This window comes from [Empedobacter] haloabium, from assembly GCA_008011715.2.
Lineage (GTDB): Bacteria > Pseudomonadota > Gammaproteobacteria > Burkholderiales > Burkholderiaceae_D > Rugamonas > Rugamonas haloabia.
Genome location: CP136508.1, coordinates 5623593 through 5644547, shown reverse-complemented (window position 1 = coordinate 5644547; position 20955 = coordinate 5623593). Strand labels below are relative to the sequence as shown.

General features: G+C 65.9%; 16 protein-coding genes. 5 read left to right on the top strand and 11 right to left on the bottom strand.

Annotated features, from left to right (window positions below):
* The first annotated feature begins 75 nt into the window (after window positions 1-75).
* Window positions 76-1653 (top strand): PLP-dependent aminotransferase family protein, encoded by a 1578-nt coding sequence (locus E7V67_024565; protein WUR12830.1) that lies wholly within the window; start codon window positions 76-78, stop codon window positions 1651-1653.
* Here the strand turns inward: E7V67_024565 and E7V67_024560 are convergent.
* The 10 genes from E7V67_024560 to E7V67_024515 form a co-directional block, all read right to left on the bottom strand.
* The gene (locus E7V67_024560) at window positions 1610-4075 is read right to left on the bottom strand and encodes a TonB-dependent receptor (protein ID WUR12829.1); all 2466 of its coding nucleotides are present in this window, start codon (window positions 4073-4075) and stop codon (window positions 1610-1612) included. The two genes, E7V67_024565 and E7V67_024560, sit on opposite strands and share 44 nt — an antisense overlap.
* 268 nt (window positions 4076-4343) lie before the next feature.
* Window positions 4344-5102 carry a spermidine synthase gene (locus E7V67_024555; protein ID WUR12828.1) on the bottom strand — a complete coding sequence of 253 codons (759 nt, stop codon included), beginning with the start codon at window positions 5100-5102 and terminating at the stop codon, window positions 4344-4346.
* A 78-nt stretch (window positions 5103-5180) separates the two neighbouring features.
* Window positions 5181-5675: an FxDxF family PEP-CTERM protein gene (locus E7V67_024550; GenBank protein WUR12827.1), complete on the bottom strand. Its 495-nt coding sequence runs from the start codon at window positions 5673-5675 to the stop codon at window positions 5181-5183.
* Window positions 5676-5833: 158 nt separating this feature from the next.
* Window positions 5834-6343, bottom strand: coding sequence for an FxDxF family PEP-CTERM protein (locus E7V67_024545; protein ID WUR12826.1), 510 nt, complete (start codon window positions 6341-6343; stop codon window positions 5834-5836).
* A 102-nt stretch (window positions 6344-6445) separates the two neighbouring features.
* Window positions 6446-7804 carry an ATP-binding protein gene (locus E7V67_024540; GenBank protein WUR12825.1) on the bottom strand — a complete coding sequence of 453 codons (1359 nt, stop codon included), beginning with the start codon at window positions 7802-7804 and terminating at the stop codon, window positions 6446-6448.
* Window positions 7804-9153, bottom strand: coding sequence for a sigma-54 dependent transcriptional regulator (locus tag E7V67_024535; protein WUR12824.1), 1350 nt, complete (start codon window positions 9151-9153; stop codon window positions 7804-7806). The genes E7V67_024540 and E7V67_024535 overlap by 1 nt, the downstream gene beginning before the upstream one ends.
* Window positions 9154-9181: 28 nt before the next feature.
* Entirely contained in the window at window positions 9182-10423 is a 1242-nt protein-coding gene (locus E7V67_024530) for an FtsX-like permease family protein (GenBank protein ID WUR12823.1), read from the bottom strand.
* An 8-nt stretch (window positions 10424-10431) separates the two neighbouring features.
* Window positions 10432-11742: an ABC transporter permease gene (locus E7V67_024525; GenBank protein ID WUR12822.1), complete on the bottom strand. Its 1311-nt coding sequence runs from the start codon at window positions 11740-11742 to the stop codon at window positions 10432-10434.
* Window positions 11743-11751: 9 nt separating this feature from the next.
* Entirely contained in the window at window positions 11752-12444 is a 693-nt protein-coding gene (locus E7V67_024520) for an ABC transporter ATP-binding protein (GenBank protein ID WUR12821.1), read from the bottom strand.
* 28 nt (window positions 12445-12472) lie between these two features.
* Complete coding sequence (locus E7V67_024515; GenBank protein ID WUR12820.1) at window positions 12473-13744, bottom strand: efflux RND transporter periplasmic adaptor subunit; 1272 nt, start codon at window positions 13742-13744, stop codon at window positions 12473-12475.
* 191 nt (window positions 13745-13935) lie between these two features.
* Here E7V67_024515 and E7V67_024510 point away from each other — a divergent pair, with 191 nt between their 5' ends.
* Window positions 13936-15468, top strand: coding sequence for a DNA mismatch repair protein MutS (locus E7V67_024510; protein ID WUR12819.1), 1533 nt, complete (start codon window positions 13936-13938; stop codon window positions 15466-15468).
* A gap of 191 nt (window positions 15469-15659) precedes the next feature.
* Here the strand turns inward: E7V67_024510 and E7V67_024505 are convergent, their stop codons facing one another.
* A complete protein-coding gene (locus tag E7V67_024505) occupies window positions 15660-17465 on the bottom strand; it encodes a sulfatase-like hydrolase/transferase (GenBank protein WUR12818.1) in 1806 nt (601 codons plus the stop codon).
* A gap of 296 nt (window positions 17466-17761) precedes the next feature.
* Here E7V67_024505 and rpsL point away from each other — a divergent pair, with 296 nt between their 5' ends.
* From rpsL to fusA, 3 genes are all read left to right on the top strand, one after another.
* Entirely contained in the window at window positions 17762-18145 is a 384-nt protein-coding gene (gene rpsL / locus E7V67_024500) for a 30S ribosomal protein S12 (protein ID WUR12817.1), read from the top strand.
* A 113-nt stretch (window positions 18146-18258) separates the two neighbouring features.
* A complete protein-coding gene (gene rpsG, locus E7V67_024495; protein WUR12816.1) occupies window positions 18259-18729 on the top strand; it encodes a 30S ribosomal protein S7 in 471 nt (156 codons plus the stop codon).
* Window positions 18730-18834: 105 nt separating this feature from the next.
* Complete coding sequence (fusA, locus tag E7V67_024490) at window positions 18835-20940, top strand: elongation factor G (GenBank protein WUR12815.1); 2106 nt, start codon at window positions 18835-18837, stop codon at window positions 20938-20940.
* The last annotated feature ends 15 nt before the right edge of the window (window positions 20941-20955 follow it).

Genomic DNA, 20955 nt, shown 5'->3' with positions numbered 1-20955 from the left:
TGGTTGAGCGCGCAATATAATGGTCGCGTTGGCCCCTGCGACAGGTCCAGGGGTGTTCATTTCGATGGAGCCAGGATGGATTACGCGCTGTTGTTGTCAAGCTTCGACCGGGAACACGGGCACCACAGCTGGCCGCGCCAGCGGCTGCTGCACGAATGCCTGCGCTGGGCGATCCGCGATGGCAAGCTGGCGCCGGGCACACGCCTGGTGGCGACGCGCACGCTGGCGGCGGAACTGGGCGTGGCGCGCAATACGGTGCTGTATGCGTATGAGCAGCTGGCCAGCGAAGGGTTTGTCGTGCCGGACCGGCGCGGCACCGTAGTGGCCACGCTGGCACCCGCGCCGGGGCGGCGCAGGACCGCGCCGGTGCCGCAGGCTGGCCTGTCGCGGCGGGCGCGCAACCTGCGCCACGTCAGCAACGATGCCAGCGACGGCGTGCCGTTCGTGCCGGGCGTGCCGGACCTGGCCAGCTTTCCGCTGGCGCTGTGGCGCCGCCTGCTGGACCGGGCCTGGCGCGGCCTGACGCCGGCCCAGCTGAACTACAGCGACCCGGCCGGGGTGCCGGCGCTGCGCGCGGCCATCGCCGACCATTTGCGCGCGTCGCGCGGCGTCGTGTGCGAGCCGGCGCAGGTGTTCATCACCGACGGCAGCCAGAGCAGCCTGGATCTGTGCGCCCATGCCTGCGCCGACGCGGGCGATATCGTCTGGATGGAGAACCCGGGCTATGGCGGCGCGCTGGCCGCGTTCCGCGGCGCCGGGCTGGCGGTCGAAGGCATCGACGTCGATGGCGACGGCATGGCGCCGACGCCGCAGGACTGGCGCACGCGCCGGCCGAAACTGATCTATGCGACGCCGTCGCACCAGTATCCGGTCGGCACGGTGCTGTCGCTGGCGCGGCGCATGGCGCTGATCGACGGCGCGCGCGCCTGCGGGGCGCTGATCGTGGAGGACGACTACGACAGCGAATTCCGCCACGACGGTCCGCCGCTGGCAGCGATGCAGGGCCTGGCGCCGGACGCGCCGGTGCTGTACTGCGGCACGTTCAGCAAGACCATGTTTCCCGGCCTGCGCATCGGCTTCCTGGTGGTGCCGCCCGAGCTGGCGCCGCAGCTGGCCACGATGCGCGCGCAGTCGGCCGCCGCGGGCCGCGTGGCCGAGCAGCTGGCGCTGGCCGAGTTCCTGACCAGTGGCCAGTTCGCGCTGCACCTGCGCCGCATGCGCCGGCTGTACCGGCAGCGGCGCGATGCGCTGGTGGCGGCGCTGGACCGGCACCTGGGCCGCATCGCCACGGTCGATGGCGCGTCGGCCGGCATGCACCTGTCGCTGCGCTTTACCGATGCTGCGCTGTCGGACCTGGCGATCGTGGAACGGGCGCGCCGGGAAGGCATCGTCGTCAATGCGTTGTCGACGCACGCGGTGCAGGGTACGACTGCCTGGAATGGGCTGATGCTGGGCTACGCGCAGGTGCCGGCGGAGCGGATGGAGGAGCTGGTGAGGCGGTTGGCGGCCGTGATCTATCTGGCCGCGTATGAAGCAAACAAGACCCATGGTGACAGGCACCGATCCGAGGGCGTTACCGCCCTCGGATCGGTGCCTGTCACCGGCGGGGTTAAAACGCGTAGTCCGCGCGCACGTACATCGAACGGCCGTTGATGCCGAACGGGCAGGTTTCCCAGCAGTGCGTGAAGCCCAGCTGCGGGAACGGCGCGGCGCCCTTCTTGTCCCACTCGGTCGGGTAGGTGTCGAACAGGTTGTTGATGCCGCCCGCGATGCTCAGCTTCTTGGTGAAGTTGTAGCGCAGGGTCAGGTCGGCGATCCACTTCGCGTCCCAGGTCTGGATGAAGCCTGGCGTGAAGCCCTGGCCCTTGACTTCGCCGTAGTAGTTGGCGCGGGCGTTGACGTTCCAAGGGCCGCGCGTGTAGTCGGCCGCCAGCACGTGGTGGCGGCGCGGCTGGCCGTGCTCGATCAGCGTGACCTGCGACGCGTCGAACAGCTCCTCGCCCGACAGGATCGACGACGTCGAATGACGGCCCGTCACCTCGGTCTTGTTGAAGCCCAGCTGGGCGGACAGGGTCAGGGTGGCGCCCGGCAGCGGCATCTTGTAGTCGGTGACGATGTCCAGGCCGCGCGTGGTGGTGTCGACCGCGTTCGTGAAGAACTGCGCCTGGCCCACCTTCAGCGGATTCAGGACAGCACCGACCACCGGACCGTTGATCGACTCCGAGATATTGCTGGAGAAGACGATGCGGTCCTTGATCTTGATCTGGTAGACGTCGGCCGTGAACGAGAAGTTCTGCATCGGCCGCAGCACGATGCCGACGCTGGCGTTGCGCGAGGTTTCTTCCTTCAGCGGCGCGATGCCCAGGGCGCGCGTGACGGCGCTGTTCTGGCGCGCCGTCAGCGTTTCGGTCAGCACGCCCTTGGCGTCCAGGTTGGTCGAGACGGAGCTGTAGAAGGCCTGCTGCACGCCCGGCGCACGGAAGCCGGACGAGTAGCTGCCGCGCACGCCGACCTGCTTGGACGGGTCCCAGCGCGCCGTGATCTTGCCCGTCGTGGTGTTGCCGAAGTCGGAGTACTTTTCGTAGCGCACGGCGCCGGCCAGCAGCAGCTCGGAGGTCGGGCGGTATTCCAGGTCGCCGTACAGCGCGATGTTGTGGCGGCCTTCGTCGACTTCGGTCGATGGCGTGTAGCCCGGGAAGCCCTGCGTGCCGGAGGCGGCGATGGCCCCGGTGGCGTCGCGAATCACGATGCCGGGGTTGTTGGTACGGCCGTACTGGTAGGAGACCGGGTCGCCCGCGACGATCTGGTAATTGTCCTCGCGCCATTCGAAGCCGGTGGCGAAGAACAGGTTGGCGCCGCCCAGGTTCAGCGGGCCCTTGAAGTCGAGGTTGAACGTGGTCTGGTCGAACTTGAGCTTGCCGGTGTCTGCTTCCAGGGGCGACTCGGCGTAGATGCCGCCGCCCGGTTTCGGCTCGTACCAGTAGCTGACGTTGATGGTCTGCTTCTCGTTGAAGCCCAGTTCGCTGCGGCCGTGGTTGACGCTGATGTCGGCCTTCCAGTCGTTCGGCAGGTCCTGGCGGTAGCCGACCGCCAGCGAAGCGTCCTTGACGGTCGTGCGGATGTTCGGCAGGTAGCCGTTCGGGTAGACGGCGGCCACGGTGCGGCCGTCGCCCGGCGCGCGGAAGAAGCCGGACGAGTCGCCCTTGCGCTTGGAGGCGCCGCCGAACGCGTAGAACTCGCCACCATCCTTGCCGAACGGCAGGGCCGCGTTCAGCCACAGGTAGGCGTCTTTCGCGTCGCTGTCGCCGATGCGCTGCGTCACGCGCGGCGGGTTGGTGCGGGCCGTGTCCAGGCCGGCGCGGTTGGTTTCCTTGCGCACGCGGCCTTCGGCCGAAACGTTGATGAAGCCGCCGTCGCTGCCGAGCGCCCAGCCGCGGTTGACGCTGCCGGAATAATTGTCGCCGTCGCCCTCCGAGGTGGTGCCCAGCTGGCCCGACAGTTGCGTCTCGTTGATGTTCGACTTCAGCACGATGTTGATGACGCCGGCGATGGCGTCCGAGCCGTACTGCGCGGCCGCGCCGTCGCGCAGCACTTCGATGTGGTGGATCGCGGACAGCGGGATGGCGTTGATGTCGGTACCGGCCGAGCCACGGCCGACGGTCTGCTGCACGTTGACGAGCGCCTGTTGATGGCGGCGCTTGCCGTTGATCAGCACCAGCAACTGGTCCGGGCCGAGCGAGCGCAGGGTGGCAGGGCGGATGATGTCGGTGCCATCACTGATGAACGTCGAGGAGAAGTTGAACGACGGATCCAGCGTCTGCATCAGCTTGCCCAGCTCCAGCGGGCCGGCGTTCTGCATGTCCTTCATATTGATCAGGCCGACCGGGGCGGCCGTATCGAGAGCCGTCTTGGCGGCCGAGCGCGAACCCAGCACCACCACGGTCTGTTGTTCGGCTGGCGTGGCACTGGCGGGCGCGGTGGCGGTATCGACGGATTGGGCGTGGGCCTGCGCCGTGAGCAGCAAGGCGGCGCCGGCAAGCAGGGTGCGGCGGAAGGCTGGGATGGTCTGCTTCATGTGTCTCGTTCTCTCTCGTGTAATCGGTGGTGACGCAGAAATATCGGACGGGACAGTGTGTCCGGGCTCACCGATACTAACCGTCGCTTCCGGGAGCGAACAGAGTGATAAAAGCATACTGTTGCGTACTTTGTACGTATGGCAAATTTTGCGTGCTTTATTGCAAAATCTGCCGTACTCTAATCGGCCTCATGGGCTGGCAGAGTGCCGGATCGGTCACCCGGCGCGGCATTTTTACGACACTTCCACGGCTGAGTAAACGCGCGCGTTATTGCTGGTCCTGCATCCAGGATTTCAGCCCGTTGACCCATGCCTTGGCGGGCAGGTTGTAGGCCTTGCGGATGGCCGCCGCGCGTTCGTACAACACCGAAAAATCCAGCACGGGCGCGCGCTTGAATGCGATCACGACGATGTTGGCGTCGTGCACTTCCGGCAGCCACACCACGGCGTCGAATGCCAGTTCCATGTGCTGCAGATTCTTGTCGTAGTTGCTGAAGTCGCCAAAGACGTTGGCGGTCATGATGCCGTCCTCGCCCAGGCAGTCGGCGCAGGCCTGGTAGAACTCGGGCGAGTCCAGCACGGGGCCGCGCGCCTCTTCGTCGTACAGGTCGACCTGCAGCACGTCCACCTTGCCGTGGTTGGCGGCGTCATTGACGAAGTCCAGCGCGTTCATCTCGCGCACGTTCAGGCGCGCGTCGTTGGGCGGCAGGCCGAACAGCGATCCGCAGATGGCGATGACGTTGGGATTGAGTTCGGCCACGCTGACGCGGGCGCGGGGGAAGCGGTGGTAGCAGAACTTGGTCAGCGCCGCGCTGCCCAAGCCCAGCTGGACGATATGGCGCGGGTCGTCGTTGAACAGCAGCCACATCATCATCATCTGCACGTATTCGAGCTCGATGGCGTCGGGCCGCGACAGCCGCATGGCGCCCTGCACCCAGGAGGTGCCCAGGTGGAGCGAGCGTACGCCCTGGTATTCGGTGATGGTGGCGGGAGGGTGGCCGGGCTGGTCGAAACGTCGGTTCTGCATGGCGTCAGTTTACCAGGGACGAAAAAAAAGACGCCGGAGCGTCTTTTTTTCATGGGCAACCGGCGCACCGGCGCGCCATCAAGCCTGCTTGCGACGACGTGCCAGGAAGGCCATCACGCCCAGGCCGCCCATCAGCATGCCGTAGGTGGTTGGCTCTGGAACGGCCGACGTCACGTCGATCGTGCCGGCGTACGAAGCCGAACCGAAGGCTTCGCCCTTGATGACCAGGGTCAGCAGGCCGCTGACCGGCAGCTCTTCGAAGAAGACTTTGGAGTCGCTGCCGAAGTTCAGCACGCCCAGGTCTTTGCCGTTCAGCGTAGCGCTGAAGAAGTTGATGTCGCTCTTCTTGTTCTTGAAGTTCGCAGCGAAGCCGACTGCTTCGCCTGGCAGACCCGAGTACGAGAACGTGAACGTGTCGGTGAACAGGCCGGTGCTGTGGGTTGCGTTGAAGCCGGCGGAGTAGTTGCCGTCTTCCAGCGACATCGCCACGGTCGGTGCGGTGTAGTCTTCAGCCATGGCGCCACCAACGGCGGTGCTCAGGAGTGCTGCCAGAACGATCGATTGCAGTTTCATACTAAGGTTTCCTCAAATGCCAGATTGGTTATCGAGTTGCTAAGATACATTGTGCTATCACTTGTTGTCAATCGTTTATTACCATGTCTGTTGGAAAAATTTAAGTGCACAACAAAAAAGGACGCCTAGGCGTCCTTTGCTGCTGGAGTTGATCCGGGTCAACTTTGCTTGTGGCGACGTGCCAACCAGGCCAGAATGCCCAGTCCACCCATCAGCATGCCGTAGGTGGCCGGTTCCGGCACCGGCGCGATATTGATGGTGCCGGCGTAGGAGGCCGACGCCGACCAGTCGCCGGTGTCGACCGTGCCGTGCACGGTCAGCACGAGCGGCCCCCAGATCGGCTCCTGCACCATGTACGCATATTCGTACACGCCCGTGGGGCTGAGCGACATCGCATGGCCGTTGATCTCGGCATAGCTGAAGTTGATGTTGGTGGCCGGATTGAAGCCGATCGTGATCAGGCTCGAGTCCACGAACCACTCGCCGTAGGTGGGCGAGAACGTGATCCTGTCCGTGAACTCGCCGCCTTCGTAGTGGGTGATGCCGAACGCGCCCGTCAGGTGCGGTGGCGAGTCGCCCGCCAGGTTGACGTTGGTCGTAATGTCGTCCGCATAAGCGCCGCCGGAGGCCAGCAACGCTGCAGTCAGTGCAATCGTAGAGAGTTTCATGGTGTTTCCCCGCTGGAAAGCAGGCCCCCGCGGCCCGCATACAGTCACGATAGGCCGCACCCCGGCGATTGCAAACGCTATGGCCGGGCCCGATGAGGGGTATCAAACTGTCAAGGAAACCGACGGCAGGATCAAGGTCACGGCCAGTCCGCCGCCGGCGCGGTTCGCCAGCGTGATGCGGCCACCGTGCGCTTCGGCGATCTCGCGCGCCAGCGCCAGGCCCAGGCCGGTGCCGCTGCGCTTGGTCGAATAGAACGGCACCAGGGCGTTGGTCAGCACCGTGTCGCTCATGCCCGGGCCGGCATCCTGCACGTCGATCCGGATGACGTCCTGCACCCGGCGCACGGTGATCGTGACGGCATCCGTCGGCGAGCCGGATTCGTGGGCATTTTTCAGCAGGTTCAGCAGTGCCTGCTCCAGCTGGGCCGGGTCGAAGGCGCACGGCTCGGCGGGCAGTTCGCCGACGATGCGAAACGGCACTTGTTCGGCCAGGCGGGCAATGAAGCCGGCCCAATGCTGCGATTCCAGCCGCGGCGCCGGCAGCTTGGCGAAGCGGGCATAACCCAGGATGAAGCCTTCCAGGTGACGCGTGCGTTCTTCGATCGTCGCCAGGATCTGCGGCAGCCGTTCGGTCTGGCCGCGCCGCACCAGCTCGGCGCCGGAATGGGCCAGCGACGTCAGCGGCGCCAGCGAGTTGTTCAGTTCGTGGCTGATGACGCGGATGACCTTCTTCCACGTCTGTACCTCCTGCCGGCGCAGCTCGGAGGTCAGCTGGCGCAGCAGCAGCAGTTCATGGCGCCGGCCGTTCAGGTTGAAGCGGCGGCGCGCCAGGTGGAACACGTCCTCGTCCTCGCCATCGCCGGTCGTGAACAGGCCGTCGCCGCTCCGGGCCAACGCCTCGGCCAGCGCGGGTGTCGCCGTGGCGAGCAGTGCATCGAGGCGCTGGCCTTCCAGCTTGCGGCCCTCGCCCAGCATCTGGCGCGCGGCGATGTTGGCGTAGACGACCGGGCCGTTGTCCGCCACCAGCAGCATGGCGACGGGCGTGTTCTGCACCATCGTGTCGAGCAGCAGTTCGCGCTGCACGAGATCGAGGCGCTGCGCGCGCAGCACTTCCCCCAGTTCGTTGTGGGCGGCGACGAGGTCGCACAGTTCGTCGTTCTGCGGCCAGTACAGGCTGAAGGAAAAGTCGCCGTCACGGTAGCTGGTGACGGTGCCGGCCAGCGCCCGGAACAGCGACAGCATCGGCGCCAGCTGCGAGCGGATGGTGATGATCGACAGCGGCACCACGCACAGCAGGCAGACCGCCAGGACCACCAACGGCCGGTTCGGGAACCAGTGCTCCAGCGCCAGCGCAATGACGATGCCCAGCGTGAGCAGCGTGCCGACCAGCGCCGACCAGCGCGTCAAGAGGGAAAGGCGCAGCGCAGGGCGCCGGCCCGGCGGGCCCGGTGGACGCGCCATCAGGGCCGGCCGATGCCCAGCCGCTCCATGCGCCGGTACAGCGCCTGGCGCGACAGCCCCAGTTCCGCGGCCGCCTGCGCGACGACACCGTTGGCCCGCGCCAGCGCCTGGCTGATGGCATCGCGGTCGGGTTCCGCGTCCGCCGTCGCCGCGCCCGCCGGCAGCGCGGCGGCCGGCGGCAGGCCCAGGTCGGCCACGCCGATCTCGCTGTCGGCCGCCAGCAGGCGCGCACGCGCCATGACGTTTTTCAGCTCGCGCACATTGCCGGGCCATGGATGCGCCAGCAGCGCCGCTTCCGCATCCGCGCGCAAGGTCTTGGCGCCGCCCAGGAAGTGGCGGGCCAGCGGCAGGATGTCGCCCGGCCGTCCCGCCAGCGGCGGCAATTTCAGTTCGATCACGTTGAGGCGGTAGTACAGGTCCTCGCGGAAGGTGCCGGCGCGGATCATCGCGGGCAGGTCGGCATTGGTGGCGCTGACCACGCGCACCTGTACCTGCCGCTCGCGGTTCGAGCCGAGCCGCTCGAAGCGCCCGGTCTCCAGCACGCGCAGCAGTTTCATCTGCCCGGCCAGCGGCAGGTTGCCGATCTCGTCGAGGAACAGGGTGCCGCCATCGGCCGCCTCGAACTTGCCTTCGCGCGCCTTCGATGCGCCGGTGTAGGCGCCAGCGTCGGCGCCGAACAGCTCGGCCTCGATCAATTCGGCCGGCAGGGCGCCGCAATTGAGCACGACGAACGGGCCATCACGCACGGGGGAGTTGGCCTGGATGATCTCGGCGATGCGTTCCTTGCCGGTGCCGTTCGGACCGCTGATCAGCACCGGCACGTCGGCCCGCGCCACCTGGCAGGCCAGGTGGATCACCCGCTCCGTGGCCGGGTCGCGCCAGACCATGCCGCGCAGGTCGTACTGTTCCAGCTCGCGGCGCTGGCGCAGTTCCCCTTGCAGGCGCTGGCGCAGCACGCGGTTGGCCTGGCCCAGTTCCAGCAGGTTCTTGACGGTGGCGATCAGGCGCTGGTCGTTCCATGGCTTGGCGAGGTAATCGGCGGCGCCGGCCTTGATCAGGTCCACGGCCGCGTCCAGGTGCGTCCACGCCGTCAACAGGATCACCGGCAGGTCGGGATGGCGCTTGCGGATGGCGCGGAACAGCGCCACGCCTTCCTCGCCGGAGGTGGTGTCGGCCGTGAAGTTCATGTCCTGGATCACCAGGTCGACGGTGGCGCCGGCGCGGTCCAGCGCCGCCAGGCCTTCTTCCGGCGACGCGGCCCGCAGTGTGTCGATGTCGTGCAGCGAGAACAGCACTTCCAGCGCGATGGCGATGGCGGCGTTGTCGTCGATGATGAGTACAGTTGGCATGGCCGTCAGCATACATCAAGCCGACGGTTCATACGACGCCCCGGGTTGCCGTGGCCGGCGAGATGCTGGCCGCGCGCCATGCCGGGCCATAGACGGCGGCGATGCCCAGCGCCAGGAAGATCGCCGCACCGCCCACCAGGTAGCCGGCCGGCAGCCGCGCCAGCTCCAGCGTGGACACCAGCAGGTGGTTCAGCGCCAGCGCCCCCAGCAGGCCCGCGGCCACGCCGGCGCTGGTGATCATCACGTTCTCCAGGATGAAGTAACGCAGGATATCGATGCGCCTGGCCCCCAGCGCGCGGCGCACGCCGATCTGCTTGCGCCGCTGCGTCACCCACAGGCTGGCCATGCCGACGATGCCGCTGGCCGTGACCAGCATCAGCAGCACGCTGACGGTGACCAGCATCCAGGCCAGGCCGCGATCGGCCCGGTAGCGGTCCTTGCGGTCGGCGTCGAAGGTTTTCGGCCGGATCATCACGTGGTTGTTGGCGTCCTTGCGCAGCGTTTCCTCGACTTCCTTGATGACGCGTTCGCGCTGCCCGGGTTCCGTGCGCACGGTATACATCGCGCGCGGTTCACCGACCCGTCGCATCGGCATGATCAGCGACATCTCGCCGCGCTCGCCCAGCTCCGCGCTGGTCGACTGCAGCCGTTCCACCACCCCCGTCACGCGCGCCGCCTCGGCCGTGTCGCCGGTGCCGAAGTAGAAGGTCCTGCCGACATAGCTGGTCGCATCGGGCCACAGCTTTTGCGCCAGCGCCTGCGTGACGATGGCGATCTTCGCCTGTTCCGTGCTGGTCCTGGTGTCGATGTCGAGCACCTCGGTGGGCAGGAAATCGCGCCCCTCGACAAGCTTCAGTCCCCAGGTCTTGACCAGCGAGTCGGGCGAGACGTAGAACGAGGCGCCGGTGGTAGGGCGGATCTGGCGCCGGTCGGCGGCCAGGCCCGTGTTGTTGCCCGACTGCGAAAGCGGCACCTGGTTGGTCTGCGCCACCGATTCAACGCCGGGCACCGCGCGCAGCAGTTCGAGCTGGCGCTTCTGGCCGGCCAGCACCTCGTTGAACGTGCCGCCGCCGCGCAGGTCGGCCACGCGCACGTGGAAGATGTCGCTTTCGCGTTCGACGCCGGAAGGCCGCGAGACGACGGCCTGGCGTACGCTGACGATGTGCAGCGCATTGGCCAGGATGGCCAGGCTCAGGGCGACCTGCACGGCCACCAGCAGGGGACCGGTGCGGTTGCGCAGCAGGGACGACAGGATGGGACGGAACTCCATATACGGCCTCATTGGGATTTGAGTTGCAGGGCAGGCGTCACCTGGCAGGCGCGCCACGTGGGCAGCAGGCCGGCCAGCATGGCCGCCGCCACCGCCATGACGAAGGTCGTCAGCAGCATCGTCCAGTCCATCCGGGCGACCAGCGAAAGCTGTTTCGACTGCAGCGCGATCAGCGCCAGCGCGCCCCAGGCCAGCAGCAGCCCGAGCACGCCGCCAGCCAGGCCGACGACGGCAGTCTCGGTCAGGAACTGGTGGAAGATCTCACGGCGCGACGCGCCCAGCGCGCGCCGCACGCCCACCTCGGGGGCACGCACGGAGAACTTCGCCAGCAGCAGGCCGATCGTGTTGACCAGGCACAGCAGCAGGAAGCCGAAGGCCAGCCAGGCCGACAGCTTGTTGTCGTTGCCGACCACTTTCTGGTACGCCAGCCACTCCATCACGTCGTACAGCTTGTTCGGCGCATTGCGCTTGAGCCGGCCCAGCTTGCGCTGCTCGGCAGCGTAGGCGTCGAGCCAATGCTGCAGGGCGGGGCGGTCGGCCACGGTGTTCAGCTCGAACCAGAACTGGATCCACGTGCATTCCGAATCGAGCCAGGCCTGGTAGCCGGGACCGCGGTCGTCGAAGCAGGTGGTGCTGCCGTTGTTGAACCATTCGTGGCGGGTGGCGCTGGCCATCGGCACGAACAGCTCGTCCTCGTCGTCGAAGGCGCCCTTGCCGATGATGCGGTGCGCGCGCGGAATCGGGTTCCAGCGCTCGATCACGCCGACGATCTGGAAGTCGAAGCCGTTGTAGCGCACGCGCCGGCCGACCGGATTGACGTCGCCGTACAGCTTTTCCGCCAGCTTGCGCGACAGGACGATGACGTCGGCGCCGGCGCGGTCGTCCGCTTCCGACCACGCCTGGCCGTACAGGAAAGGCACGTCGAACATGGCGAAGAAGTCGCGCGTGGGTGCCAGGCCGGTGGCGGCGAAGGACGGCATGTCCTTGCGCTCCGGTTCGATCGCGCCGCCCGTGCCCATGATGGCCGTGCGGCGAATGCCCTGCTTGCTGGCCAGCAGATTCATGGCGTCGCGGTAGCTGATCTGGTCGTCGTCCGGCTTGTCGCCCGGCGCGTAGCCCTGCAGCTGGCCGTTGTCGATCAGCGGCACGATCAGGCGATCGCTCTTGTGCGGGATCGGATCGCCGGACATCACGTGCAGGATCGTCAGCGTGCTGACGCTGGCCGCCACGCCGACGGCAAGCGTCAGCACCATCAGCGCCGTCAGGGCCGGGTTGCGGCGCAGGTTGCGCAGGCCGAGCTTGAAGTAATAGGCGAACATGGACGCTCCTTACGCCACCAGCGTGGGCGACTTTTTCACCAGGTCGGACACCTGGCCGTCGATGATGTGCACGTTGCGCTGCGAGCGTGCGGCCAGTTCCGGATCGTGCGTCACCATCAGGATCGTCGTGCCTTGCGCGTTGATCTCCTCCAGCAGCTCCATGACGCCGCGCGCCATCTGCGTATCGAGGTTGCCGGTCGGTTCGTCCGCCAGCAGCAGCTTGGGCGAGCCGGCCAGCGCGCGCGCGATGGCCACGCGCTGCTGCTGGCCGCCGGACAGTTCGGCCGGGAAGTGCTTCATGCGCGAGGCCAGGCCGACCTTGGCCAGCGCGTCCTCGATGCGCTCCTTGCGTTCGGCCGCGTTGAAGCCGCGGTAGCGCAGCGGCACGTCGACGTTGTCGAACAGCGACAGGTCCGGGATCAGGTTAAAGCCCTGGAAGATGAAGCCCAGCTTCTCGTTGCGCAGGCGCGAGCGGGCGTTGTCGTCCATGCCCTTGACGTTGACGCCATCGAGGATGTATTCGCCATCGGTAAATTCTTCCAGCAGGCCGGCGATGTTCAGGAAGCTCGTCTTGCCGGAGCCGGACGGTCCCGTCACGGTGACGAATTCGCCCTGGCGGACGTGGATCTCGAAGCCGCGCAGCGCGTGCGTCTCGATCATGTGGGTGCGATAGACTTTGCTCAGGTTTTGCATGCGCAGCATGGTGGCCTCGTGATCTGGTGATGTTGGGTCAGCGGTTGATGGAGACGCGCGCGGCGTTCTCGAACGTTTCGGTGCCGGCGACGACGACCTTGTCGCCCTGTTTCAGGCCGGATGCGATTTCGACGGCGTTGACGCTGGTGGCGCCCAGGCGCACCGGCGTGCGCACGGCTACCCCGTCTTGTACGACATAGGCGTGGCGGCCGCCTTCGGATTCGACGAACGGGCCGCGCGGCAGCAGCAGCACGTTCGGCTTCTCGTCGATCAGCAGGCGCGCCTGCACGCGCTGGCTCTGGCGCAGGCCGTCCGGCTGGCGGCCGTCGAAGCGCACGCGCGCCAGCACCTGGTTCTTGACGACTTCCGGCGACAGCGCCGAGAGCTTGCCGGTGGCGGTGGCGCCGTTGACGGTGATCTCGGCGCGCATGCCCAGCCCAAGGTCGTTGACGTAGGTCTCCGGCACTTCCAGCTCCACCTCCAGCGCCGACAGGTCGACCAGCGTCATCAAAGGGGTGTTGGCCTGCACCACGCTGCGGTTGGCCACGTTCAGGGTGCCGACGAAGCCGTTCACGGGCGCGCGCACCGTCAGCTCGTCGACGCGGCGCTGGGCGTTGGCCAGCGTCAGCTTCTGGCGTTCCAGCTGCGCCGACTTGGTTTTCAACGCCAGTTCGACATCGTCCTGTTCCAGGTTGGAAGCCTGGCCGGCGTGGCGCGCGCGGATCTCGGCGGCGCGCAGTGCGTCCTTGGCCTTCTGGTAGTCGATCTTGGCGACGACGCCTTCGTTGGCGACGCCGTCATAGCGCTCCAGCGTGCGCTGGGCCGACAGGCGCTCGATCTCGGCGGTGTCGGCATCGCGCTGCGCCAGCAGCTTCTGCTTGCGCGCCAGGATGCGCTGGCGCGCCACCTCGGCCGCCAGCTCCTGGTAGCTCGATTGCTCCTTTTTCAGTTCGTCGGTCAGGTCGGGCGATTCCAGCACGGCCAGCACGTCGCCCCGTTGCACGGTGTCGCCGGCGCGCACCTTCAGCGTGACGGTGGACGACGGTGCCGTCGAATACAGGGTGGGACTGACGGCGGCGACGATGCGGCCGTTGACTGCGGCGTCGCGCACCAGCGTGCCGCGCGTGACTTCGGCGATGCGCAGGCGGCTGGCGCTGACGGCATGTTCGCTGCCGCGCCAACTGCCGAAGGCGGCGGCAAAGGCGGCCGCCACGGCGAGCGCGCCGGCGGCCAGCAGCAGGCGCCGCCGCCGGGCCCTGCCGGGCGGGGCGGCGATGACGGTGTCCTGGTGAGATGTGTCGCGGATCATGGCAAACGTGGTGAGTGGCTCGGTGCCGCTTGCGTTGCAGGAACCGTGCCATATTATAAGTTGCTGATTTTGCGTGACTTTGCTGTTGACTGTCCGCTGTCCGGCGTTGTCCGCGGCTGTCCGCGTCGTTGCTCGCTTGATTTATTGGCAATCCGTCGCATATTGCTCAATGTTAATCCACTGGGGTATGCATGGGCTGGCTGTTTTCCAATGGCGACGACCGTATCGTCGACCACCCGTTCGGTCGCGCCGCGATCGCGCGATTTCATCTGCTGACAGCGGCGGCGGACGAGCGTGGCATGGATGCGCAGACGACGCGCGACCTGCTGCTGGACGACTATGCCGACCGACTGGGCGCGGGCAGCAGCCTGTTCGGCCGCCAGGCGCTGCACCGCCGCCTGCACGGTGCCGCGCCCGCCGAACCGGCGCGCATACGTGCTCTGCTGGCTGCGCCCGACCTGCTGGCGCAGCTGGTGCAGGCATGCCGGCCGCTGCGCCGGGCCGAGGCCGACGTCGTTCCCTCGTTGTTCGGCACGCCACTGGCGCCTGCGCCGGGCTGGGCACGCTGGCTGCCGCTGTTGCCGGTCGCGTGGCTGGCCAGCCTGGTGCTGGCGTTTTTCGTCCCGTTGGGCTGGGTGGGCGCGGTGGCGCTGACCTTTGTGCTGGTGGCGCTGCAGGCCAGCTGGCATGAGCGGACGCAGGAATGGGACAGCGTCCTGCTGCCGCTGCGCACCTTGCTGGACGTCCACCAGGCACTGGGCAATCTGCCCGACCCGACCGGCCTGCTGGCCCCGTTCGCGCCGGACGCGGCGCAGGCCGGCAAGCTGCGGCGCCGCTTTGCGCTGTCGCTGGCGGACAGCATCCCCGGCCAGCGCGAGTACCGCGACTGGCTGCTGCAGGCCAACCTCAAACGCTATTTCGCCAGCCGCGCGGCCTTGGTACAGCATCTTGACTTCCTGCGTGCCAGCTACCGGCTGGTGGCGGAACTGGAAGCGGATTGCACGTTGGCGCGGCACCTGGAGGCCAGTGCGACGTTCTGCTGGGCCGGGCAGTCCGACGACCGCGCCGTGGACTTGCGCGGCGTCGTCCATCCGCTGCTGGCCCGGCCGGCGCCGGTGGACTTCAGGCTGGTTGCTGGGACGGGCGCGTTCGTCTCGGGCCAGAATGGCGTGGGCAAGAGCACGCTGCTGCGCACGCTCGGCCTGAACCTGGTCGTTGCTCGTGCGTTCGGCTTTTGTTACGCGACTTCAGCGCAGGTGCCCAACCTGCCGGTGTACGCCAGCATGCACAGCGAGGACGCGATGGACAGCGGCGAGAGCTTATATATGGCGGAGCTGCGCCGCGCGCGCGAACTGCTGGCGCTGGCGCGGCTGGGGCCGGCCGTGTTCGTCATCGACGAGATTTTCCGGGGCACCAATCACTTGGAATCGGTGTCGGCGGCGACGGCCGTGCTGCACGAACTGGCGCGGCACCACCTGGTGTTGGTGTCGTCGCACAACCTGGAGCTGGCCCCGCTGCTGCGCGACCGGCTGGCGCCATTCTGCGTAGAGGCGGCAGGGGAGGGCGTCACGGTGCGCCCCGGCGTACTGCGCGCAACCAACGGCATCCGCCTGCTGGCCGACAGCGGCTTCGACAGCGCGATCGAATGCAACGCGGTCACGGTGTTCCAGTGGCTGAGCCGGCATGCGCGGGGCGAAGAGGCGGGGCCGCCGCCGGTGCTCTGAGGAGCGTTGGCGCATTTCCAGCCCGAGACCGGAAACCGGGGTCAGACCCGGCGGGTCTGACCCCAGCTCTCTGCTGCTGGGTGCAACAGTGTCTGCGGCAAGCAGCCGTGTTTGCCATCGGGGGCAGGCACGAAAGCTGACACGGACTCGGCGGTGGTGTCGGCATGGTCCGGGACTGTCCTGGCGCATTCCTACCGCTTGCGTGCCGGCTTCTTCGCGATGATCTCGCGGCAGTCACCGCGCACGGTGGCGTTGTCGTAGTCGGTCCAGCCGTAGCTGTCGACGTAGCGCGTGTGCTTCTTCCAGGCACCGTTGACGAAGCTCCAGTCGAGGCGGTCGTCGGGATAGCGGATGTCGGCCACGTCCAGCAGGGTGTGGAACATGTTTTCGGTCGCCAGCCGTGCCTTGCGGTGGCGCACCAATTGCTTCACTTTGTCCGGATAGCGCTCGCGGTATTGGTCCGAGTACCACATGAAGGCCGGCACGCGGAATTCGTGCTGGGTGTTGTGCCCGTGGAAGGCGAACTTGCAGTTGCCGTCGTACAGCGTCTGGCCATGGTCGGCCACGTACAGCAGCGCGGCCGAGCGGCCGGAGGCCTTCAGCTGGCCGATCACCTGGGCCAGGAACCAGTCGCTGTAGAGAATTGAATTGTCGTAGCTGTTGTTCAGTTGCGGCTTGATGGCCAGGTCGGTGTAGACGGGCTTGTCGATGCCGAACAGCGACGGCTGCCATTTGTCGAACGCCTTCGGATGCCGCTGGCTGTAGTTCCAGTGGCTGCCCAGCGAGTGCAGCACGATCAGTTTTTTCGGCGCCTTGTCCGCCAGCGCCAGGCGCAGCGGTTCGAACAGCACCTCGTCGAAGTTGGAGCGGTTGGTGAAGCCGCCCAGGTTGGTGAACTGGACCACGTCGGCCTCGCGCGCGAACACGGACACAGGCGTGTCGAACTTGCCGAACGAGATCTGGTTGGACAACCACCAGGTCCGGAAACCGGCCTCTTTATAGGCGGTCAGGAACGATTTCTCGTTGAAGCCGTCCTCCAGGCTTTGCCGCGCCGGCTTGCGCGAGATGATCACGGGCACGGACAGCCGGGTGGCGGAGACGGAGGTGATGACGTCGTTCAGCGGCACCAGGTTCGGTTCCTGCGCCAGCAGCGGGTTGGTGGGGCGGGCGTAGCCGAACAGGCTCCAGCGGTCGCGGCGCGAGGATTCGCCCAGCACCATGATCACGGTTTCCGGCGTGTCGTCCGGCGCGGCCTGGTGCGCGCCGAAGCGGAAATTGCGGCTGGTTTCGTTCAGTGCCGCCAGGTAGCGGCGCTCGCGGTAGAAATCGACACCGCGTGCGACCAGGCCGAACGGCCAGGAGTCGATGAACGCGTCGAAGCGCGCCGGCGGCTGCGCCCAGCCGGGCAGGGGCGGCAATGCCAGCCCGGTCAGGTGGACGCCGCGATCGGCCGACGCCGCAGCGGAAGCGGAAGCGGAAGCGGACGGCGCAGGCGGCCGTGTCGTGCCGAACTCCCAGCCATAGGCGGCCAGCGTGCCGAACACGGCCAGCAGGCCCAGCGCCGTCCAGCGCGACGCGCCCTGCCAGTGCAGGTCCGGGCTCTGGCGCGCGGCGCGGAACGCCAGCACCCACCAGATCGCGACCAGGGCCATGATGACCAGCATCGACCAGACTTTACTGCCGAGGAATTCCATCGCTTCCATCGGGCTGGTCTCGGCCAGGATGCCGAGGTGGTGCGTGGAGATGCCCTGGCCGTAGAACACCAGCAGGTAGATCTCCGTCGGCAGCGCCATGAAGGCAGGAATCAGCAGCCAATGGAACCTGGCCGGACGCCCGAACAGCGCCCAAACCGTCGTCCAGGCAACGATTTCGATGCCCAGCACGGGCCAGGCCGCAGGCATGGGCTTGCCCAGCAACAGGGGCAGATAGGGCACTGCCGACAAGGCCAGATAGCTCAGCAGGACGAACAGGGGGGCGGGGCGCAGCAACGGTCGCATACACAAATAGCAAGGAAATTGCCCGCTATTATCAGTGCTTTTCCGCCGGACGGGCCGCACATCCGGCCGCGCCCGCGGGCCCATGGTTGCCTTGCCTAATTAATTTGCAAACTGGTTGACTGGGCCATGAGCAAGCCTTATACTCGCGAGTTCTCATTTTAGTCTGCGCATGGTATACGCGCTGCCTGCATCGACCGGGGCAAGGCGCGAGGCGCGGATGAGATCAGGTTTTAGCCCCCGGGGCGGTCCGCCGGACCCGGGATGTCAACAGCAGCAATTTTGTTGGATTTAGAACGATGCCAACCATCAATCAATTGATTCGCAACCCACGTACCGCCGCGGTCGTGAAGAGCAAATCGCCGGCACTTGAAAACTGCCCGCAAAAGCGTGGCGTGTGCACCCGCGTGTACACCACCACTCCGAAGAAGCCTAACTCGGCTCTGCGTAAGGTCGCCAAAGTGCGTCTGACCAACGGTTTCGAAGTCATTTCGTACATCGGCGGTGAAGGCCACAACCTGCAGGAACACAGCGTCGTGCTGCTGCGCGGCGGTCGTGTGAAAGACTTGCCAGGTGTGCGTTACCACATGGTTCGCGGCTCGCTGGATACCCAGGGCGTCAAAGACCGTAAGCAGGCTCGCTCGAAGTACGGTGCGAAGCGCGCTAAAGCCGCCAAGAAGTAATTTCTTGCAATTTAATTGAGTTGAGGCGGTCGCGAGACCGAGTAAGTGTGAGGTCATGATGGCCTTGCGCGAGTGCCCAGAGGCACTCAACTGAAGACAGGAAGGAAATAGAAATGCCACGTCGTCGTGAAGTACCCAAGCGCGAAATCCTGCCGGATCCAAAGTTCGGCAACACCGAAGTCGCCAAGTTCGTCAATGTTCTGATGCTGTCGGGCAAGAAGTCCGTCGCTGAAAACATCATCTACGGTGCGTTCGACCACATCCAGCAGAAGTCCGGCAAGGATCCTCTGGAAGTGTTCGCCGCAGCGATCAACAACGCCAAGCCGCTGGTGGAAGTGAAGTCCCGCCGCGTCGGTGGCGCCAACTACCAGGTGCCGGTTGAAGTGCGTCCAGTACGCCGCCTGGCCCTGTCCATGCGTTGGCTGCGTGAAGCCGCCAACAAGCGCAGCGAAAAATCCATGCCACAACGCCTGGGCGGTGAGCTGATGGAAGCTGCGGAAGGCCGCGGCGGCGCGATGAAGCGCCGTGACGAGGTGCACCGCATGGCAGAAGCGAACAAGGCGTTCTCGCACTTCCGCTTCTAAAAATTCCGGCCGGAATTTCCGGCCTTATCTGTTGTTCAAGCCGGGCACATTTTTGGTTGAAAAAATGCTGCTCGGTTTTGTCCATTAAAAGATTTAGGATTAATTATGGCCCGCAAGACCCCCATTGAGCGCTACCGCAACATCGGTATCTCCGCTCACATCGACGCCGGTAAGACGACCACCACCGAGCGCGTGCTGTTCTACACCGGCGTGAACCACAAGATTGGTGAAGTCCACGACGGCGCAGCAACCATGGACTGGATGGAGCAGGAGCAAGAGCGCGGCATCACCATCACGTCCGCGGCGACCACCTGCTTCTGGAAAGGCATGGCCAACAACTTCCCAGAGCACCACATCAACATCATCGACACGCCGGGCCACGTTGACTTCACCATCGAAGTGGAACGTTCGATGCGCGTGCTGGACGGTGCTTGCATGGTCTACTGCGCAGTGGGCGGCGTGCAGCCACAGTCGGAAACCGTGTGGCGTCAGGCCAACAAGTACAAGGTGCCTCGCCTGGCCTTCGTGAACAAGATGGACCGTACCGGTGCCAACTTCTTCAAGGTCTACGAGCAGATGCGTGCCCGCCTGAAGGCCAACCCTGTCCTGATCCAGATCCCGATCGGCGCCGAAGAAAACTTCAAGGGCGTGATCGACTTGGTCAAGATGAAGGCCATCATCTGGGACGACGCGTCCCAGGGCATGAAGTTCGACTACGTGGACATCCCGGCCGAGCTGGCTGATTCCGCCGCCGAGTGGCGCGAGAAGATGGTCGAAGCCGCTGCCGAGTCCAGCGAAGACCTGATGAACAAGTACCTGGAAGAGGGCGACCTGTCCGAAGCCGAGATCAAGAAGGCCCTGCGTCAGCGCACCATCGCATCGGAAATCGTGCCGATGATGTGCGGTACCGCCTTCAAGAACAAGGGCGTGCAGGCCATGCTGGATGCCGTCATCGAATACCTGCCGTCGCCGCTGGACATCCCGCCGGTCGCTGGTACGGACGAAGAAGAGCAGCCTGCCACCCGCAAGGCCGCCGACGACGAGAAGTTCTCGGCGCTGGCATTCAAGATCATGACCGACCCGTTCGTCGGCCAGCTGGCCTTCTTCCGCGTGTACTCCGGTACCGTGAACTCGGGCGACACCGTGCTGAACTCGGTCAAGAACCGTAAGGAGCGTCTGGGCCGTATTCTGCAGATGCACGCCAACCAGCGTGAAGAGATCAAGGAAGTGCGCGCTGGCGACATCGCCGCTGCCGTGGGCCTGAAGGACGTGACGACCGGCGAAACGCTGTGCGACCCGACCTCGATGATCGTCCTGGAACGCATGGAGTTCCCTGAGCCGGTCATCCAGCAGGCAGTCGAGCCGAAGACCAAGTCCGACCAGGAAAAAATGGGCCTGGCGCTGAACCGCCTGGCACAGGAAGACCCGTCGTTCCGCGTCAAGACCGACGAAGAATCGGGCCAGACCATCATCGGTGGTATGGGCGAGCTGCACCTGGAAATTATCGTCGACCGCATGAAGCGCGAATTCGGCGTGGAAGCGACCGTCGGCAAGCCACAGGTTGCTTACCGCGAAACGATCCGCAAGACCGTCACCGACGTGGAAGGCAAGTTCGTCAAGCAGTCCGGTGGTCGCGGTCAATACGGCCACGCCGTGCTGACGATCGAACCGCAAGAGCCAGGCAAGGGCTTCGAGTTCGTCGACGCCATCAAGGGCGGTGTGATTCCTCGCGAATACATCCCTGCGGTGGAAAAGGGTGTGCGCGAAACGCTGAACACCGGCGTGCTGGCTGGCTACCCGGTCGTTGACGTCAAAGTTACCGTCACCTTCGGTTCGTACCACGACGTCGACTCGAACGAAAACGCGTTCCGCATGGCCGGCTCGATGGCATTCAAGGAAGGCTGCCGCAAAGCATCGCCAGTCATCCTGGAGCCGATGATGGCCGTGGAAGTGGAAACGCCGGAAGACTACGCTGGTAACGTGATGGGCGACCTGTCGTCCCGCCGCGGTATGGTGCAGGGCATGGACGAAATCCCGGGCGGCGGCGGCAAGATCATCAAGGCCGAAGTACCGCTGTCGGAAATGTTCGGTTACTCGACCTCGCTGCGTTCCGCAACGCAAGGCCGTGCAACGTACACGATGGAGTTCAAGCACTACGCTGAAGCACCGAAGCACGTGATCGACGCTATCGTCACCGCGAAAGCCAAGTAACAGCATGTAGCAAGG

Excerpts from the sequence above, each read along its gene's own strand:
- E7V67_024565 (WUR12830.1), top strand. The coding sequence starts at position 76 with ATGGATTACGCGCTGTTGTTGTCAAGCTTCGACCGGGAACACGGGCAC.
- E7V67_024560 (WUR12829.1), bottom strand. The coding sequence starts at position 4,075 with ATGAAGCAGACCATCCCAGCCTTCCGCCGCACCCTGCTTGCCGGCGCC.
- E7V67_024555 (WUR12828.1), bottom strand. The coding sequence starts at position 5,102 with ATGCAGAACCGACGTTTCGACCAGCCCGGCCACCCTCCCGCCACCATC.
- E7V67_024550 (WUR12827.1), bottom strand. The coding sequence starts at position 5,675 with ATGAAACTGCAATCGATCGTTCTGGCAGCACTCCTGAGCACCGCCGTT.
- E7V67_024545 (WUR12826.1), bottom strand. The coding sequence starts at position 6,343 with ATGAAACTCTCTACGATTGCACTGACTGCAGCGTTGCTGGCCTCCGGC.
- E7V67_024540 (WUR12825.1), bottom strand. The coding sequence starts at position 7,804 with ATGGCGCGTCCACCGGGCCCGCCGGGCCGGCGCCCTGCGCTGCGCCTT.
- E7V67_024535 (WUR12824.1), bottom strand. The coding sequence starts at position 9,153 with ATGCCAACTGTACTCATCATCGACGACAACGCCGCCATCGCCATCGCG.
- E7V67_024530 (WUR12823.1), bottom strand. The coding sequence starts at position 10,423 with ATGGAGTTCCGTCCCATCCTGTCGTCCCTGCTGCGCAACCGCACCGGT.
- E7V67_024525 (WUR12822.1), bottom strand. The coding sequence starts at position 11,742 with ATGTTCGCCTATTACTTCAAGCTCGGCCTGCGCAACCTGCGCCGCAAC.
- E7V67_024520 (WUR12821.1), bottom strand. The coding sequence starts at position 12,444 with ATGCTGCGCATGCAAAACCTGAGCAAAGTCTATCGCACCCACATGATC.
- E7V67_024515 (WUR12820.1), bottom strand. The coding sequence starts at position 13,744 with ATGATCCGCGACACATCTCACCAGGACACCGTCATCGCCGCCCCGCCC.
- E7V67_024510 (WUR12819.1), top strand. The coding sequence starts at position 13,936 with ATGGGCTGGCTGTTTTCCAATGGCGACGACCGTATCGTCGACCACCCG.
- E7V67_024505 (WUR12818.1), bottom strand. The coding sequence starts at position 17,465 with ATGCGACCGTTGCTGCGCCCCGCCCCCCTGTTCGTCCTGCTGAGCTAT.
- rpsL (WUR12817.1), top strand. The coding sequence starts at position 17,762 with ATGCCAACCATCAATCAATTGATTCGCAACCCACGTACCGCCGCGGTC.
- rpsG (WUR12816.1), top strand. The coding sequence starts at position 18,259 with ATGCCACGTCGTCGTGAAGTACCCAAGCGCGAAATCCTGCCGGATCCA.
- fusA (WUR12815.1), top strand. The coding sequence starts at position 18,835 with ATGGCCCGCAAGACCCCCATTGAGCGCTACCGCAACATCGGTATCTCC.